The following is a 16535-nucleotide window of genomic DNA, read 5'->3' on the forward strand; positions in this document are numbered from 1 at the left end:
GCGCCGCCGGTAAGGGGGGTTCTAGGGTTATCCAACCAAACCCGCAAGCGCTAAATCTACCTTTTTGAAACTTTCTTGAAAAAAACGTGAAAACATCAGAAAAACAATATGTTAGACAAAGAGACATCACGCCAGTTTTCAATAAACTTGAGTTTTCCAACGCCCCAAACCCGCAAACAATCAACGAGCCACCAGATCTGGTAGACGAACCCAGAGCCAGCACTAATACCAAATCGCAAAACCCGAGTCGCCACGCGAAGCCGCAGTGGAAAAACGTCAAAGGCAGGTCAGCTTCCTGACCTGCCTTTGACGTCTGATAGCCTACCCAGAATATTCAGGCGCGCTGCCTGAGTGGGCGAAGGAATGCGGACAGGCGGTCAAAGGGCAACCGCAGTAGCAACAACCCCACAATTAGCGCCAGATAGATCACCGGTTCAAACTGGAAGCCTTTGACCAGGATGACATAGTGAAGAGCACCAAGCAGCCCCGCTGCATAAACGGCACGGTGCAGTTTTCGCCAGCTACGCCCCAGCCAGCGGATAGACCTGTTATTCGAAGTCAAAGCCAGCGGCAGCAGCAACACAAAACCCGCCATGCCAATCGTAACATAGGGACGTTTGACGATGTCAGCCCAGATCTGTCCGGGCAGTTGGACATCCAGCACCAACCAGACAGCCAAGTGACAACACACATAGAAGAAGCACAACAGGCCTAGCGCTCGGCGAAATTTGAGGAGGTTCAACCCAACGTACTTTCGCAATGGCGTTACAGCCAGGCCAAGCACCAGCAATTGCAGAGCCAGCTTACCGTACTCGTGCTCCAAGGCTTTGATCGGCTCGACCCCTAACCCACCTGTCAAACCCTGATAAAACAACCAGGGCGCAGGCAATGCACCCAGAAGGTAGATCACCCAGGTTGGCAGGCGACGCAGACTATGATTGAGACGGTCCCGCATCAGAATGACTTGGCCAGATCCATACCACTATACAACGACGCCACCTCGTCGCCGTAGCCATTGAACATCTCGGTGGGCTGGCGCTTGGCAAACAAGCCACCGCCAATGCGACGTTCTGTGGCTTGGCTCCAGCGCGGGTGCGAGACCTCGGGGTTTACATTACTATAGAAGCCATACTCGCGAGCATTGGACATATTCCAGCTGGTTGGCGGTTCCTGGTCAGTCAGGGTGATACGGACAATCGACTTGATCGATTTGAATCCGTATTTCCACGGCACCACCAGACGCAGCGGTGCGCCGTTTTGATTGGGCAGGTCTTTACCAAAAATGCCGGTGGCCATCAAGGTCAGCGGATGCATCGCCTCGTCCAGGCGTAGCCCTTCGCGGTAGGGCCAGTCCAAAACGCGGTAGGCTGTGCCGGGCATTTCATCAGGCCGGTACAGGGTTTCAAACGCGACATACTTGGCATTCGACTGCACCCCAGCCATAGCAAGCAGATCCGCCAACTCAAATCCTGTCCAGGGAACAACCATGGACCAGGCTTCAACACAACGGAACCGATAGATGCGTTCCTCGAGGGTCATCTCGGACAGGATTTCCTGAAAGTCATAATCCCCCGGACGATCCACCAGGCCATCAATTTTGACACTCCAAGGCGTGGTGGTCATTTGATGGGCATTGGCAGCCGGGTCGCCCTTACCAGTGCCGAACTCATAGAAGTTACAATAGGTGGTGACGTCTTCCCAGCTGTTAGGTTCCAGTGCTTGTTCAGCCTGCGCCCCACCGGCCAATGCGCTAAGCCCCAATCCAGCCGCACCCGTCATGATCTGGCGGCGGTTCAAAAATGCCCCGTGTGGTGTCACATCGTCATGGGTCAGGTCGTTGGTCCAGCGATAGGCCATCTAGGTCTCCTTACATCTCGTTTCTTCCGAGATACGCAAAGCGAGCCCAAGAACCAAAACATATCCTGTCACGTTTCGGCGACGGGACTGTAACTTGGCATCAACTCGTTCATCGGACGGGACTGCCCACCGTCCTGCATAATGCGCACATGGCGGCGACGGATTTGACGCGGTTCGGACACCCCAACCGAGTGAGCGATGACCTCAACCTCATGGGTGATTTCGCGGGCATAAGCGGCCACGCGGGCATATTTATCCTCAGCTACCAAACCCTTTTGGAACCTTGGGTCATGGGTCGTGATGCCTGTTGGACAGGTGTTCTTGTTGCACTTCAGCGCCTGAATGCAGCCCAGCGCAAACATGAATCCACGGGCCGAGGTCACAAAGTCAGCCCCAGCAGCCAGCGCCCAGGCCACATCTCCAGGATTGACCAGCTTACCAGACGAGATCAGTCGAATCCGGTCTTTTAGCCCATGTTCATCCCGCAGATTGGCCACCATCGGCAACGCCTCGCGCACCGACATACCAACCAAATCTATCAACGGCATCGGCGCAGCGCCGGTGCCACCTTCGCCTCCATCAATCGTGATAAAGTCGGGCGCGCAGTCTGTGTTTCGTGCCTGAATGCATTCAAACAACTCGCGCATGACATCTTCGGAGCCAACCACAGTTTTGATCCCCACCGGCTTGCCCGTCACCGAACGGATATGGGCAACCATATCCAGCAGATCGCCAAAATTCTCCATCTCTGGGTGGCGATTGGGCGAAAGACTGGCCTGACCAACAGGTATACCCCGTATCCCCGCAATTTCCTCGGTCACTTTGGCAGCGGGCAAGATGCCACCTTTGCCGGGCTTGGCCCCTTGGGACAGTTTGATTTCGAACATCCGAACAGTGTCATGAGCCGCAATCTCTGCCAGCTTGGTATCACTTAATCCGCCTTGTTCGTTTCGCACGCCGTATTTGGCGGTGCCAATCTGGAAAACGAGATCACAGCCCCCTTCCAAGTGAAACGGACTCAGCCCACCCTCGCCTGTGTTCAGCCAAACCCCTGCCTGTTTGGCCCCACGGCTAAGTGCCTGAACGGCTGGTTTCGAGATGGCACCAAAGCTCATCCCTGAGATATTAAAGATCGATGGCGCCAAATACGGCTGCTTGGCAGTAGGACCGATCTGCAAAGCCGTCGTCTGCGCGCTTTGGTCATCCAGTGGTGGGAACGGCGCATTCACAAAGATCGGCGTGCCGGGAACAGTTGCATTGCGGGTCGAGCCAAAGGCAACTGTGTTGCCTTCACCCGATGAGGCCCGCCCAACCCACTCGCGCTGTGCGCGGTTAAACGGCAGTTCTTCGCGGTCCATTGCAAAGAAGTACTGGCGAAAGAATTCACCCAGTTCACTGAACAAATGACGGAATCGCCCGATAACCGGATAGTTACGTCGTATGGCATCATGGGTTTGGAACCGGTCGATCACAAACAGAACTGCGGCCCCTACGGCCAGTGTTCCCAAAATAAACACAAAAGAAAGCGCCATGAATTCTATGGCATTCGCTGCGAAACCCATGCAAAATCTCCTATATGTTAATTGGGCGCGCAACTGCACACCTGGAAATGATATATAGTCTGAGCGCGATTGTCGGGCTTCACAAGTCAAGGCTGATCACATTGGGAGAAAATGTATGAAACAGATCATCGCGGCCTGGGTATTTGGGCTGGTTTCGCAGATGGCAACTGCTCAGGACATGGTGAGCTATACCACCACCTTGGATTTCGACGATGTCACCTTTGGCATTGAGAACGCGATTACCGACCTGGGGCTGGTGGTGGATAACATCAGCCATGTTGGTGAAATGCTGGAGCGCACCCGAGGAGCAACCGGATCTGATGTCGTGTTGTTTGAAGCAGCCGAGGTCTATTCGTTCTGTTCCGCCACCCTGTCGCGTCAGGTTATGGAAGCTGATCCCATGAATATCGTGTTTTGCCCCTATGACATCTTTATAGCCCAGCTACCCGGCTCTGACGAAGTCACTGTTGGGTTCAGGCAATATCCCGAAGGTGCGATGCAGTTGATCCAATCCATGCTGGACGGGATCGTACAGGAAGCCATCGAAGAGTAAGGCCCGGGGCGGGATCGGCTCAATCAATTCTGGCGACGGGATTTAACCAGACGCTGTAGCAGACACAGCGTCACAATTCCGCCGCCTGAAACCATCAATAACAACGGCCAGCTCATGTTTTTCATATGGGCGCCCAGGTAGGCTGACAACACAGTGATTGGGACAATGCCTAAACCCGTGGTCCAGACAAATGTCCATAGTCTTACGCGGGTCAACCCAGCGGCATAGTTGATCAGGTTAAAGGCAATCACGGGGATAAAGCGGCTGATCAACAGGGTGAAGGTACCCTGCTGGTCCGTCCACTCGTCCAACCGCGCAGACTGACCTTTGGAAAGCCAACTCTGAATGACTGAACGCCCCAATTTGCGTGACAGACCAAATGCGGCCAACGCGCCCAGCATGGCGCCGACCCAGACCAGCGCACTGCCAACAAGTGTACCAAACACTGCGCCTGCACAGATCGCCAAAATTTCAGCCGGGAACGGGATAAAGCTGTGCAACACCATCAGCGCAATTATGGCAACTGGCGCCCAGGCTCCGGTGGCACGCAGCTGGTCTGCCAATGCCTCGGGGGTGGGAAAGGTACCTTCAGAAACATAGGCCAGCATACTACCCAGAAGCAGCACAACAGCGATCCCCCATAGGGCAACGCTGCGGCCGGACAAGGTCATCCCACAACACGCCACTGCCGGATCATAGCGGCGGCGGCGGCGGCAAATGGCTGGGCAAAGGCATCATTTGGACGCGCCTTGATTGTCAAAGACAGCCCCAGCAGCGTGTTTTGAAGTAGTGTTGCCTTTTCGTCTGGATCAAAATCAGCTGCGACCTCCCCCGTCTCTATTGCCTTACCAAGGATCTGCGCAAAGCGGTGATGCAGAACCTCGAAATAGTGTGCAATTCTAACGTCGACTTCGCCGCCATTGCGATCAAACTCGGTGATTGCATTCAGCAGCAGACACCCCTGGGCCCCAATTTGTGGCATGGCCGCAGGATCTGCACGATCCGCAAACCACTGGGCCAATTCCTCGAGGTTGGTGCTGCCTGCGTCCGGCAGATGCTCCGCCTCGACCCGGCTCATATAGGCATCAAGGGTTTCCAGAAAAAACGCCTCTTTTCCACCGTAGGAAGTTTGTAGTGTAAACCGGGTCAATCCGGTGCGTTCTTCGATCTGCCGGGTACTGGCGCCTTGATAGCCGTGCTCCCAGAATACAGCCTGAGCGGCGTCGATCACGGTTTTGTGGTCAGCTTTGCGTGCGCGAGACATGGGATACCTGTTGTTTTTTCTATCCCCACGGATAGATACATATCTATCCGCAAGGCTAGCATGCCCTTTCGCGCCCCTCAACAGGAGACACCCATGAATACCTATGCTCTTTTGTCCGCTTTCGCCGGCTTTGCTCTCGTGATGGGGACGCTCACCGTCTACTTTGCCGCCATTCCCCGCGGCACTGTACCAGTGAAAGTCAACGGGCTGACACTCAGACTGGTTTTCGGTGTCGCCCTAGCCGCAGCCGGGATTTATTTGGGACTTACCGGCGTCGGGTCCGCAGGTGGCCTTGTCTATATACCCGCAGTTCTAGCGTTGTTGTTTGGCAGCTTTATCTTGTGGGTTCTACCACAGCGACATACGCCATTGGGTGATATCAAGGTTGCAGTTGGTGATCCAATCATCCCATTCAAAGCCCTGACGACTGATGGCACCCCGTTCAACAGCAGTGAGCTGGCGGGCAAGCGTATTTTGTTCAAGTTCTTTCGCGGTGGCTGGTGCCCCTATTGCGTCGCTGAACTCGCGGAATTCAACAAGATTGTCCCTGAGCTGGAAAAAATGGGTGTTCAGATCATTGCACTCAGCAAAGACACTCCAGACCAGGCAGCCCTGAACAAGTCCCGTGACGGATTGAAATTTGATTTGCTGTCAGACCCGAACCTGTCGGTCATCCGCGCCTATGGTGTTGAACACCACAAGGCGCTGGGTCAGACCAAGAACCCCAAATCCACCTATGGCGGCCTGGCATTGGGGCTGGCCCCGTTCAAAATCGAAACCATGGCGATCCCCACTACTTTGCTGATTGATGAAACCGGCGTGATCCGCTGGATTGATCAGACTGACGACTACCGGTTGCGCAGCAGTACTGAACGGGTGATGTCGGCGGTCAGCCAGGTTTTTGAGTAGCTCTATACCGGTCCGCTTCAAATCCAAACCCGTCTTGCCAAGATAGAGCCTTGAGCAAGACGGATTTCGCAGCGGTTCAGGCAGACCTTGGCTTCATTGAATAAGCCGTAGATGTTGAATGGAGGATGCAATGGAAACAAACGCGTCAGCCAACTCCTGCGTAGTGACCTCAAAGAAATGCCCCGCCGACGAAGCACACTCACCGATTTCATCAACGGCAGAGCCTGCAACATCCACTGCAACAGTGTAGACAATCACCCCTCTATCCTTAGCCAGTTCACACTGCTGTAAGAACATCGAAAGATTAGAAGCCTGCCCGGATTCCAGAGTGGTATCAGTTAATGGGCGCGCGGTGAGTTCTGTAGTTGAATTTTCTTCGGTCAGTGCATCGCTTGGGCGGACCTGTGCACTGGTGCGGCCATCCGTCATCAATACAATGAACTTTGACGAGTCCGCTGCATCCCATTGCAGCGGACGATTGCTGAATTGCTCTGGCACTTCACCAGTTGTGCTCAGGAATTCGAAGGCCGGTTGGGTGTCCGGGTCAAGCAGCGCGAGGGCATATTTCATGCCGTAATTGGTACCGGTCCCGTCATATAGCCTCAGGTTGTCGATAAAGCTGTGCAGGCTGGCGGCATCATCCTGTGCGTACTGAATGCTCATGGTGTCATCCGGGCACCATCCCCAGTTCTGTGTCACCTCGTCATAGTCCCAATTCACGAAATACGGGACCTGATCAATCGAGCCTCCAGGCAATCCGGTTGACAGGAAATCGTCGTAGGTCATTTCCAGACATGAGGCGACGTTATTGGGAACAAGGCCCGCATAGAACTCCGCGAACGGGATCTCCAGATCCACTTTGTTGTAATTGGTCGGACCATCGACCAACTCATCCCCGGTCATACTGTAAAAGCTGGTTGGTTCCAGACCGCCTTTGATCGTAGCACCAAGCATCGACAGGTGACCTTCCAGACTGGGGTTCAGGCGGACGATGTAGTCCTGCGCATAGAGGTAATAGGTGTCCAGATCATCCTTGTTGAACAACTCAACATCGTCGTCCGGATAGCCCTCAATCTTGACCGAGTAATCAATTTCGCCATCACCAGTTGTGTCAAACCAGAATACAATATTTGAAATGTCTTGCCCCCATTCAGGAAAGTAATCCTCGGATGTGGTGGTTCCAAACCGTTCCCCCCCTAGATATTCAAACATCGCTTCACCGGGATTCGCCTGCCCGGCAAATGGAATGACATTGATCGAAGTCTGATGTGGGCCGCTGACCCCCGTCTCGGAATCGACATTCCTGCTCAATGAAGCCGTGACAAATTCATTGGCTGCCGTTTGCATAATCTCAACACGCCCGTTCAAGCTCATACTGCCCGACACGTCCAACACCAGCGAGATTTCGGTGGCTGGTTCGTTTTCAATGGCAATGGCGCCCAGATTCATTGACAAACTATCAACCCCAGTCATCCGCATATACTGGGTGACAATAGCCCCCTGCGCCGTCGCCGAGACCTGTCGTTGAAAAGTGTCCTCCTCAACCACGACGCCCGTCAGGTAGGACAGCATGCCAGACACGTTCAGATAATCCCTTACCACGGCTTCTGGCTCGAGCGGCTGGTTCATACTGGAGGCCGCCAAAACCGCATTATCAAGCGAAGCCTGAAGACGGACCCGATCTCGCTCGTATCGCATCAGGTCGATACCGATCCCTCCGACCATCAGCATGATCGCAAATAAAACCAAAACAGGTATGGCCAACACCCCATCTTCAGCTCGCCTGAAGGCTTTGAACAGATGAATTAGCGGATGGGTTTTGGTGTTTTGATTTGCTGCGAACTTGGCTCTGCAAGTCATGGCTACATCCTCTATTCTGAAAGGCTCGTCCCTATAAACGCTATTCAGAAATGTGGCCGGAAATGCGCTCAAATGCGGCGAGGATGTGGCGGACGCCTTTGAGCCACCACATTGTTTACCCTTTGTTCATATGTGCGCAACTTTTTCGCCACCCTTATGACGCATTGCTTTCATTGAAGAGTTTTGAAATCTGGCCAATTGCTGAATGGCCAAGCCCGGGCCGGCAAAAAACTAGCGCGTTTCTTGGCAACAATTCGAGACAGTTCTGAGTGATCTCAGAAACTGTGGCTTTGCTACGGGTTGGGGTTGTTTTGCACGCCATAAGATCGCCCCGCAAGGGTGACGACTTGCCTCCCCTTTGCTGTTTGCGTGCCGAATTGATACCGCGCCTGCGCCTTCATTCCATAGTTCCTCTCCCCATTAAGCTTATCCCTTAGCGGGTATCTCCGACGGAAGTTGAACCTGTCATTTGCCAAGGAAGACCCGGAGCATTGACCTGCCGGTTGGGCGCAGCCGTATTCTCCCGACTGGGTTCATATCCCAGCGGGTGATGCTGCTGTTTTGCTTGCCTACTTCGCAGTTGATTACTAGCGGCGACGTCGCCAAAGCGGGTTCGGACCAGGACTTTATCCCCCGTGCGTAGATGCATCCCATAGCGCCCCCGGTACAACGGAGGTCCTGTTCCTGTGCCGGGGGTGTCAGGCCCAGCGGTAATCGCGATTGCGAGGCAGGTTGCAGGAGCGAAACGAAACTGGGGTAAACAGGGCGCGCGGTGGGCCTAGCAGCCCGGGCTTTTGCGGGCGCCCTGCTGTTGGTTAAACAATAGCCTGAGGTTTCTTTTGATCAGGTTGGTCCAAATCAAAAACGGCAAGCCACGAAAGAAATCACCGGCAGATCCGCGTCCTGCCCGACCCAAGGTTTTCAGGGCGATCGGTGGCAAGGCTGGGCGAAAATAGCTTTTAACGCGCACAGGTTTCCCCGCAATCAACGCCGCAAGCGCTTTGCGCGTGGCAGACGGGTTGTTCCACTCGGCCTGGAACCGAACGCAGCCTTTGCGGTCGATGATGAAGACAGCATTGGGCATGCTGCCATATCCCAAATGCGCCGCCCCTTCGAAATCATCCACAAAAACGGTCCGGGTTTCACCGTCCTCACTTTTGAGCCGGGTTGCGCAAGCAAGTTTATCGTCAAAATTCTGATGACCCGGAATGTCCACACCCGGGTGCGCCTCGCGGACATAAAGCACCGCGGAACTGATCTGTGGGAATTCTTGCTGCAGTGGTTGCATGATCCCCCGACGACTTTGAAACAGTGGGCAAGTGATGCTACCTATTTCAAGAACCAAAAAATCACCCTCAAAATCGAGCAATCGCTTCGTCCGTCCATCGCTTGTCGTGAGTTCAAAATCAGGGGCCTTTTGCCCAACAACAGGGCCTTCGACCGTATCGAAATCATAGTCGTCCGGCGAAAATTCATCATAATTATAGCTTGGCATCTTGGGTCTCCTTTTTGCTGCTCGAAGACAGGTCAGCGCCTTGCAGGCTTGATGTCATCCTTTTGAGCACTGCGAGAGTGATTTGGGCATCATCATCACTTATCCCGCCCATGGCATCACCAATGAGCCCCTTTGCGATGGGGGCCAGTTTGGCGAACAGGCTGTGCCCGGACGCGCTGAGTTCGATAACCATCCTTCGACGATCGGATTCATTTGGGATCCGGTTGACCAGACCTTTACGGACCATCCCATCAACCAAACGCGTGACAGTTGTGCGATCCTTCGAGGTGATCTCAGCAATTTCACTGGGGGCCTTTGCCCCGCCTTCGTTGAGGAGCAGCAAAAGCGCCCACTCTTCCGGGCTGACCTCAAAACCCGCCGCGCCAAAGCGCGCAACAATTTCTTTGCGGGTAAGAAAGCCTAGCCGGTTCACCCAGTGTAGGATCTGTTGTTCGTAGTTCATAATAGATGTATAGCACAACTATTGCTATTTACAACCTGAAACGCCTTGTGTTGGTCGCAGCTACTCCGCATGTTGCGAACAAGCACTGGGCGAAGTGGCGTTGAGCAGGACAAGATGAAACGGCTGATTTCTATAATGATCGGGTTTGGCGCCCTGATGCTGAGCGGCTGCGCCGCGCCGGTTGCCACGTCCAACGACCCCGTTGGTGAGCTGACACTGGCAATTCAGGCGCTCGACCCCGATGTGGACCCGGTCGAAGCCCGCCGCGCCGCCGAGATTTCATACAGCTATTCGACTCGGTTGGCACAGGATTATGGCGTCACCACCGCGCCACTGGTGCACAACAGCAAGGTCAATGCCGGGATCAAGGACCGGGGGCTGTGTTATCATTACGCTGAGGACATGCAGACCCGGTTGAACCAGGAAGAGTTCAAAACCCTGGTAATGCTACGCGCTATTGCCGAGCCCAAAGTTGCATTCCTGATCGACCACAGCACCGCGGTGATCGCCGCGCGCGGGAATGACATCTATGATGGTGTCGTTCTGGACGCCTGGCGCAATGGTGGGGAATTGTTCTGGTCACCAACGGTGGAGGACACCCGGTATAACTGGGAACCCCGGATGCGGGTGCTGGAAAGGAAGTGGGAGGAGCGGGTAGCTAGGGAGGCGGTTGCGGGGTAAGAACAAAGCAGCTGATGCAACCGACCGCTTGTCGTTATTGCATTTTCAACTAAAGCTGCCGCGCGTTTCCTATAATCAACATGGCTAGATTAATGGATCATACGACCACTGCAGAAGGGCTTGGCGTTGCCGTGGCCTGCAAAAGATGTCAGCAGGTTCGCAATTGGCACGGATTTGACCTGCATGGCGAGAAAATGCACGCCATCGTTTGATCTGTATTGAATCTACCTCCGGGAGACGGCGACCAAGGTAATAGCGACAGTACCATTGGAACCAGCCCCTTGGGTCGGGGCCGAAAATCCAGCCCTTTTGTTGCCACACCGAAAGTGGTTGCCGGCTTTTTACACCAAAGTAATTCAGGGAAGCATTCGAACGGGCGCTGATTTTTGCATTGCTAAACCAATCAGAAGGAAATTCGTTGCGACAATCGTTGCAGTACTTGCCTTCAAAGACACCCATCTCGAGCATTTGCTGCGGGCTGTAGACAGGGGTGAATTCAGGTGCAAAATCTTGACCAATAGGTGCTACTAATTGGTACTGATAGTTCACCTGCATCGTGTCGCAGACTTTAATAGTATTTCCAATGGACGTAACCAATTTCTTATACCCCTTCGGATTTCGTTTTCTGAACTAGTGAGCGCGTTTTACTTATTCTGCTGAGACCCAGCCCCCACGACCACAAACACGCTACAAATTTCAGTACCCTGACGCGCATAGCTATGATCAAAATTTGAATCGAAATACATTGAGTCACCTTCCTCGAGCAGGTGGACTTGATTGTGGATGTAAATTTCTAGAGCGCCACTCAAAACATAGACAACTTCTGCCCCGGCGTGCGCATGTGTTTCGGTCTGACCGGAACCAGTAAAATCCGCTACATACGCCTCAATATTTCGATCTAACACTGGAAAATCCAAACTTTCGAAATGAAACTTTGGCCGCCCTTCAGACGTATTGGGCAACCTTAGTCTGTCCTCTTTACGGACCACTGCAAGGGCAGGTTTTTGACTAACAGGCTTGAAGAAATGTTCGAGCCCAACACCAAACACCATCGAAATACGCAAAAGAGTGGGAAGCGTCGGGAAGACATGCCCACGCTCAATCCGAGAGAGCATACCAGCTGATAACCCGGTATGTTTACCCAATTGCTCAAGCCCAAGCTGTTTTTGTGTGCGCAATTCGCGAATCGCTGCGCCGATCCCATATGCCTCGAGGCCTTCATTAAGCGTGTCCGATAACATAGCGCTGCTCCCTAATTGTATATCGCGCAACATCCCACACGACTTTTGACCCTAGTGCAATAATATTGAATTTAGTGAAATTTGCAGTTGATGCAAATAATTTTATCTTGGATCAACTACCTATCGCAAACGCTTTAACCTGAAAGCCCTAAGTCAAGTAAGGAAGATAAAATGACCGTTCAAAACCTAAAAGCAGTCGCTTTGACGTCCGCAATTGCATTAGCGCTGTCTTTTGGCGCAGCCAATTCAGCTGATATCGTCGATACAGCTGTAGATGCAGGACAGTTTTCAACACTTGCTGCTGCTTTAGGTGCAGCCGGGCTGGTTGATACCCTGAAAGGTGAGGGGCCCTTTACAGTATACGCCCCAACTGATGCGGCGTTTGCGGCCCTTCCTGAGGGAACTGTCGAGACACTGATGAAGCCAGAAAACAAAGACCAGCTAACCAATGTGCTGCTGTATCATGTGGATGACCGCAAGCTGACCGCCGACATGTTTCCCCACGGCTCAACATTTTTCAAACCGATTTTGGCCAGTGAGCGGATCTGTATCAACAATAGCGCAGGCAGCGTGACAATTGCAGACGGATCGGGCGAAGTTGCAACTGTTGTTGTGGCCAACATCACCGCTGACAACGGCGTGATACATGTCGTCGACAAAGTTCTTTTGCCAGGTACGCGCCCGTCTTGCTAGAAAATTGACGTCAGTCCTTGCTAAAACTAAAAGAGGCCCGCCATTTCTGACGGGCCACTCATTCTTTAGTGCACCACCGCGTCGTCTGGTTTGGGGCGGTTGGTGGATCCGACACGGTCGCCGATGATCAGCCCCTCAGCCCCGGCCGATACCGGAACCGTATCGCCGTCTTTGACATCCCCGCCCAGCAGCATTTCGGCCAGTGCGTTTTGCAGGGCGCGTTGGATCACCCGTTTTAGGGGACGTGCGCCAAATACTGGGTCATAGCCTTCGTCGGCCAGCCAGGTGCGGGCCTCATCGTCCAATGCCAGCGTGATTTTGCGGGCGGCTAGACGTTTGATCAGGCGCGCCAGCTGAATGTCGACGATACCGTCCATATCCTCGCGTTTAAGGCGGTCAAAGATGATGGTTTCATCCAGACGGTTCAGGAACTCGGGCCGGAAGTGACCGCGCACTGCCTCCATCACGTCGCGCCGTGCATCAGATGCATCGGCCCCTTCGGGCAGCTGGCTCAGCGCCTGTGCGCCAAGGTTCGAGGTCAACACAATCAGCGTTTGCTTGAAATCGACGGTGCGACCCTGACCATCGGTCAGCACGCCATCATCCAAAACCTGCAGCAGCACGTTGAACACATCCGGGTGCGCCTTTTCGACCTCGTCGAACAGCACCACCTGATAGGGGCGGCGACGCACGGCTTCGGTCAGGGCACCGCCTTCGTCATAGCCGACATAGCCCGGAGGCGCGCCGATCAGACGGGCAACGCTGTGTTTCTCCATGTATTCCGACATGTCGATGCGCACCATGGCATGTTCGTCGTCGAACAAGAAGTCAGCCACAGCCTTGGTCAGTTCGGTTTTACCCACACCCGTTGGCCCAAGGAACAAGAACGAGCCCAGCGGGCGGCCTTCGTCGTTCAGGCCGGCACGGGCACGGCGCACCGCATTGGCCACAGCGGTGACGGCATCGTTCTGACCGATCACCCGGCCATGCAGTTCATCCTCCATCCGCAGCAGTTTTTCACGGTCGCCTTCCAGCATTTTCGAGGTCGGGATACCGGTCCAGCGTTCCACCACCGCAGCGATCTGTTCCGGGCGCACGGCTTCGGCCACCATCAGGCCTTCGCCCTCGCGGTCTTCAGCCTCGGCCAGCTGTTTTTCCAGATCAGGGATCACACCATAAGACAGCTCACCCGCGCGGCCCAGATTACCCTCGCGTTTGGCGATACCCAGTTCAGCGCGGGCCTTGTCCAGCTGTTCCTTGATGTCACGTGCACCGGCCATCTTGTCGCGTTCCGACTGCCACTGGGCGGTCATCTCGGCGCTGCGCTCCTGTAGTTCAGCCAGGTCGACCTCAAGCGTTTCCAGGCGATCAACCGAAGCGGCATCATCTTCCAGCCGCAGGGCTTCGGCCTCGATCTGCATTTGCAGGATCTGGCGATCAAGCTGGTCCAGCTCTTCGGGTTTGCTGTCGACTTCCATCCGCAGACGGCTGGCGGCTTCGTCCATCAGATCGATGGCCTTGTCCGGCAAAAAGCGGTCGGTGATATAGCGGTGCGACAGGGTCGCCGCCGAAACCAGTGCCGAGTCCGAGATCCGCACACCGTGGTGCAATTCATACTTCTCTTTGATGCCACGCAGGATGGAAATCGTATCCTCCACTGTTGGCTCAGAGATCACCACCGGCTGGAAACGACGGGCCAGTGCGGCGTCCTTTTCCACGTATTTGCGGTATTCATCCAGTGTGGTGGCGCCGATGCAGTGCAGCTCACCCCGCGCCAGCGCCGGTTTGATCAGATTGGCGGCGTCCATCGCGCCGTCACCTTTGCCAGCGCCAACCAAGGTGTGCATTTCATCGATGAACAGGATGATTTCACCCGCGGCTTCGGTCACCTCGGTCAGGACCGCCTTGAGCCGTTCTTCAAATTCACCGCGGTATTTAGCACCGGCAATCAGGGCTCCCATATCCAGTGACAGCAGTTGTTTGTCACGCAGGGATTCTGGCACATCGCCGTTGACGATGCGCAGGGCCATGCCCTCGGCAATGGCGGTTTTACCCACGCCGGGTTCACCAATCAGAACCGGGTTGTTCTTGGTACGGCGCGACAGGACCTGCATGGCACGGCGAATTTCCTCGTCGCGGCCAATGATAGGGTCAATCTTACCCTCGCGTGCGGCTTCGGTCAGATCATGGGCGTATTTCTTGAGCGCGTCATAGCCGTCTTCGGCGCTGGCGCTGTCGGCGGTGCGACCTTTGCGAATGTCGTTAATGGCCTCGTTCAACTTCTGCGCAGACACGCCTCCGGCATCCAGCGCCTCTTTGGCTTTGGATTTCACCATGCACAGCGCCATTAGCACCCGTTCAACCGGCACAAAACTATCGCCCGCCTTGGTTGCCAGCTTCTCAGCCTCGGCCATCACCTTGGCGGTTTGACCATCCATGTAGATCTGGCCTGCATCACCGCTGACCTTGGATTGTTTCGACAGGGCAACATCCAGCGCTTCTACCACGCGCGATGGCACCCCACCCGCACGGCTGATCAGATTGCTTGCCAGCCCCTGGTCGTCATCCATCAGTGCTTTTAAGATATGCTCGGGGACCAGCCGCTGATGCTCTTCCCGCACCGCAATAGTCTGAGCCGCCTGCACGAAACCGCGTGCCCGCTCGGTGAACTTATTCAAGTCCATTTGTCTCTCCTTTTAACAAGCGCCCTAAAAATGTGGAACGCCCGCTAGGCAGCGCGTCCCGAATTGGGCCTCAAACATCAATGTGGGAAGTCCCGCCTCCCCTTCAAGTGGTATAGTCCACTAAAAAGATGAGAAAACTACTGACAGAAGTCATTCCTTTTTGTTCCTCATGAAGGTCACAGTTCCGCCGGCATTCAAGAGCAGCCTGAAAAGATCAAAACAGGAGGCTGCCATGCTAGTGACTGACATCGAAGTGACCCATTACCACTATGACAATCATCACGCGCGACATTGCGCCAACGTAGTGCTATCGCTGATTGACCGGACTGTTAATCTGTACTGTCAGATCAATTTGCCCCCCTATGAAAACACAGAAGACCGTGATCGAGGCTTTGCGCACGAAGCGGCGCGCCAATTGAAGCGCATGCCCGAGTTCCGCTCAGGCCACCAGGAACTGCAGCTGGCGGATCACTTGGTCAGCAGACACTGATCGGGTAACTGTCGACAATTCTCCGCCAGTACCGATACTGGCGGTATGACATCACTGCGAGATATACGCGAGCGGAGCACCCTTTGGGATATTTTGGAAGGGCAGCCGCAACACATTGGGCTGGCGATACTGCTGGTTGTCGGCGCCAGTTCTTTATTGGATAGGTCATCGTAAGCATCCTATCTGTTAGGATACAGTTCCGCAGGATGGGCCACGCTCTCGATCGGGCTTGCAGTGATCCATCAGGTCATCGTGGCCATAGTTTTTCGCCTACAGCTACACCGTAACCTGTTTACACGCTGGTTTGATAATCGCGACATGGCGGTCTGGAGGTTGATTTTCCTGCCTCTGCTGATCGCTCGTCCAATCACCGTGTTATTGGTGGCATGGACAGACGCTGCTGGCATAACTGGGGTTCGCCTCATTGAACTGTTGGCCGGGACAGCATTGCTAACATTAGCGATTTGGGCCATGCATTCGGTCTTTGTGCATTTCACCCTGCGCCGTGCCCTAGGTGGAGATCACTTCAGAGATACCTATGCCTCTATGCCCTTGGTCAACAAAGGTGTTTTCAAATACACATCAAACGGCATGTATGGCGTTGCGTTCCTAGGATTATGGGGCATTGCTCTGCTGTTTGGTTCGTGGAATGCACTGATACTGGCGCTGTTCCAGCAGTGTTACATTTGGGTGCATATGTACTGCACCGAGGCCCCCGACATGCGATGGATTTACGGCAAAACGTAACCCCTTGTGCCAAGGCGCTGGTGCCCATAAACAGGC

General features: G+C 54.4%; 17 protein-coding genes. 6 read left to right on the forward strand and 11 right to left on the reverse strand.

The features are described 5' to 3' along the window. Nucleotides 1–334 precede the first annotated feature (334 nt). From msrQ to GO984_RS10900, 3 genes are all read right to left on the reverse strand, one after another. The gene (msrQ, locus tag GO984_RS10890) at nucleotides 335–955 is read right to left on the reverse strand and encodes a protein-methionine-sulfoxide reductase heme-binding subunit MsrQ (RefSeq protein WP_157022577.1); all 621 of its coding nucleotides are present in this window, start codon (nucleotides 953–955) and stop codon (nucleotides 335–337) included. Next, nucleotides 955–1857, reverse strand: coding sequence for a protein-methionine-sulfoxide reductase catalytic subunit MsrP (gene msrP / locus GO984_RS10895; protein ID WP_157022578.1), 903 nt, complete (start codon nucleotides 1855–1857; stop codon nucleotides 955–957). Before msrP ends, msrQ begins: the two co-directional genes overlap by 1 nt. A gap of 68 nt (nucleotides 1858–1925) precedes the next feature. Continuing rightward, a complete protein-coding gene (locus GO984_RS10900) occupies nucleotides 1926–3419 on the reverse strand; it encodes an FMN-binding glutamate synthase family protein (protein WP_157022579.1) in 1494 nt (497 codons plus the stop codon). A gap of 115 nt (nucleotides 3420–3534) precedes the next feature. On the opposite strand from GO984_RS10900, the gene GO984_RS10905 reads away from it, so the two are divergent. After that, complete coding sequence (locus tag GO984_RS10905) at nucleotides 3535–3972, forward strand: DUF302 domain-containing protein (RefSeq protein ID WP_157022580.1); 438 nt, start codon at nucleotides 3535–3537, stop codon at nucleotides 3970–3972. A 23-nt stretch (nucleotides 3973–3995) separates the two neighbouring features. Here the strand turns inward: GO984_RS10905 and GO984_RS10910 are convergent, their stop codons facing one another. Next, on the reverse strand, nucleotides 3996–4643 hold the full coding sequence (locus GO984_RS10910) for a TVP38/TMEM64 family protein (RefSeq protein ID WP_157022581.1): 648 nt from the start codon (nucleotides 4641–4643) through the stop codon (nucleotides 3996–3998). After that, entirely contained in the window at nucleotides 4640–5236 is a 597-nt protein-coding gene (locus tag GO984_RS10915) for a TetR/AcrR family transcriptional regulator (RefSeq protein ID WP_157022582.1), read from the reverse strand. Before GO984_RS10915 ends, GO984_RS10910 begins: the two co-directional genes overlap by 4 nt. Nucleotides 5237–5329: 93 nt before the next feature. Between GO984_RS10915 and GO984_RS10920 the strand changes: the two genes are divergently transcribed. Beyond that, nucleotides 5330–6145, forward strand: coding sequence for a peroxiredoxin family protein (locus GO984_RS10920; protein WP_167740301.1), 816 nt, complete (start codon nucleotides 5330–5332; stop codon nucleotides 6143–6145). Nucleotides 6146–6238: 93 nt separating this feature from the next. Here the strand turns inward: GO984_RS10920 and GO984_RS10925 are convergent, their stop codons facing one another. The 3 genes from GO984_RS10925 to GO984_RS10935 form a co-directional block, all read right to left on the reverse strand. Then, nucleotides 6239–8005 carry a TadE/TadG family type IV pilus assembly protein gene (locus GO984_RS10925; protein WP_157022584.1) on the reverse strand — a complete coding sequence of 589 codons (1767 nt, stop codon included), beginning with the start codon at nucleotides 8003–8005 and terminating at the stop codon, nucleotides 6239–6241. A gap of 778 nt (nucleotides 8006–8783) precedes the next feature. Further along, nucleotides 8784–9500: a TlpA family protein disulfide reductase gene (locus tag GO984_RS10930; RefSeq protein WP_157022585.1), complete on the reverse strand. Its 717-nt coding sequence runs from the start codon at nucleotides 9498–9500 to the stop codon at nucleotides 8784–8786. After that, entirely contained in the window at nucleotides 9487–9963 is a 477-nt protein-coding gene (locus tag GO984_RS10935) for a MarR family winged helix-turn-helix transcriptional regulator (protein ID WP_157022586.1), read from the reverse strand. Before GO984_RS10935 ends, GO984_RS10930 begins: the two co-directional genes overlap by 14 nt. Before the next feature lie 69 nt (nucleotides 9964–10032). On the opposite strand from GO984_RS10935, the gene GO984_RS10940 reads away from it, so the two are divergent. Beyond that, entirely contained in the window at nucleotides 10033–10644 is a 612-nt protein-coding gene (locus tag GO984_RS10940) for a hypothetical protein (protein ID WP_245231079.1), read from the forward strand. An 84-nt stretch (nucleotides 10645–10728) separates the two neighbouring features. Here the strand turns inward: GO984_RS10940 and GO984_RS10945 are convergent, their stop codons facing one another. Together GO984_RS10945 and GO984_RS10950 are read right to left on the reverse strand one after the other, a co-directional pair. Further along, nucleotides 10729–11199 (reverse strand): hypothetical protein, encoded by a 471-nt coding sequence (locus GO984_RS10945; protein ID WP_157022587.1) that lies wholly within the window; start codon nucleotides 11197–11199, stop codon nucleotides 10729–10731. A gap of 89 nt (nucleotides 11200–11288) precedes the next feature. Further along, a complete protein-coding gene (locus GO984_RS10950) occupies nucleotides 11289–11885 on the reverse strand; it encodes a helix-turn-helix domain-containing protein (RefSeq protein ID WP_157022588.1) in 597 nt (198 codons plus the stop codon). Nucleotides 11886–12056: 171 nt separating this feature from the next. Here GO984_RS10950 and GO984_RS10955 point away from each other — a divergent pair, with 171 nt between their 5' ends. Further along, nucleotides 12057–12578 carry a fasciclin domain-containing protein gene (locus GO984_RS10955; protein ID WP_157022589.1) on the forward strand — a complete coding sequence of 174 codons (522 nt, stop codon included), beginning with the start codon at nucleotides 12057–12059 and terminating at the stop codon, nucleotides 12576–12578. Between the two features lie 65 nt (nucleotides 12579–12643). On the opposite strand, the gene clpB is transcribed toward GO984_RS10955, so the two are convergent. Further along, a complete protein-coding gene (gene clpB, locus GO984_RS10960; protein WP_157022590.1) occupies nucleotides 12644–15262 on the reverse strand; it encodes an ATP-dependent chaperone ClpB in 2619 nt (872 codons plus the stop codon). Nucleotides 15263–15494: 232 nt separating this feature from the next. Between clpB and GO984_RS10965 the strand changes: the two genes are divergently transcribed. Together GO984_RS10965 and GO984_RS23810 are read left to right on the forward strand one after the other, a co-directional pair. Further along, nucleotides 15495–15752 (forward strand): hypothetical protein, encoded by a 258-nt coding sequence (locus GO984_RS10965; protein ID WP_157022591.1) that lies wholly within the window; start codon nucleotides 15495–15497, stop codon nucleotides 15750–15752. A 234-nt stretch (nucleotides 15753–15986) separates the two neighbouring features. Continuing rightward, nucleotides 15987–16499 carry a methyltransferase gene (locus GO984_RS23810; protein WP_157022592.1) on the forward strand — a complete coding sequence of 171 codons (513 nt, stop codon included), beginning with the start codon at nucleotides 15987–15989 and terminating at the stop codon, nucleotides 16497–16499. The last annotated feature ends 36 nt before the right edge of the window (nucleotides 16500–16535 follow it).

The sequence above is a fragment of the Parasedimentitalea huanghaiensis genome (assembly GCF_009753675.1).
In the GTDB taxonomy this organism is placed as follows: Bacteria; Pseudomonadota; Alphaproteobacteria; order Rhodobacterales; family Rhodobacteraceae; genus Parasedimentitalea; species Parasedimentitalea huanghaiensis.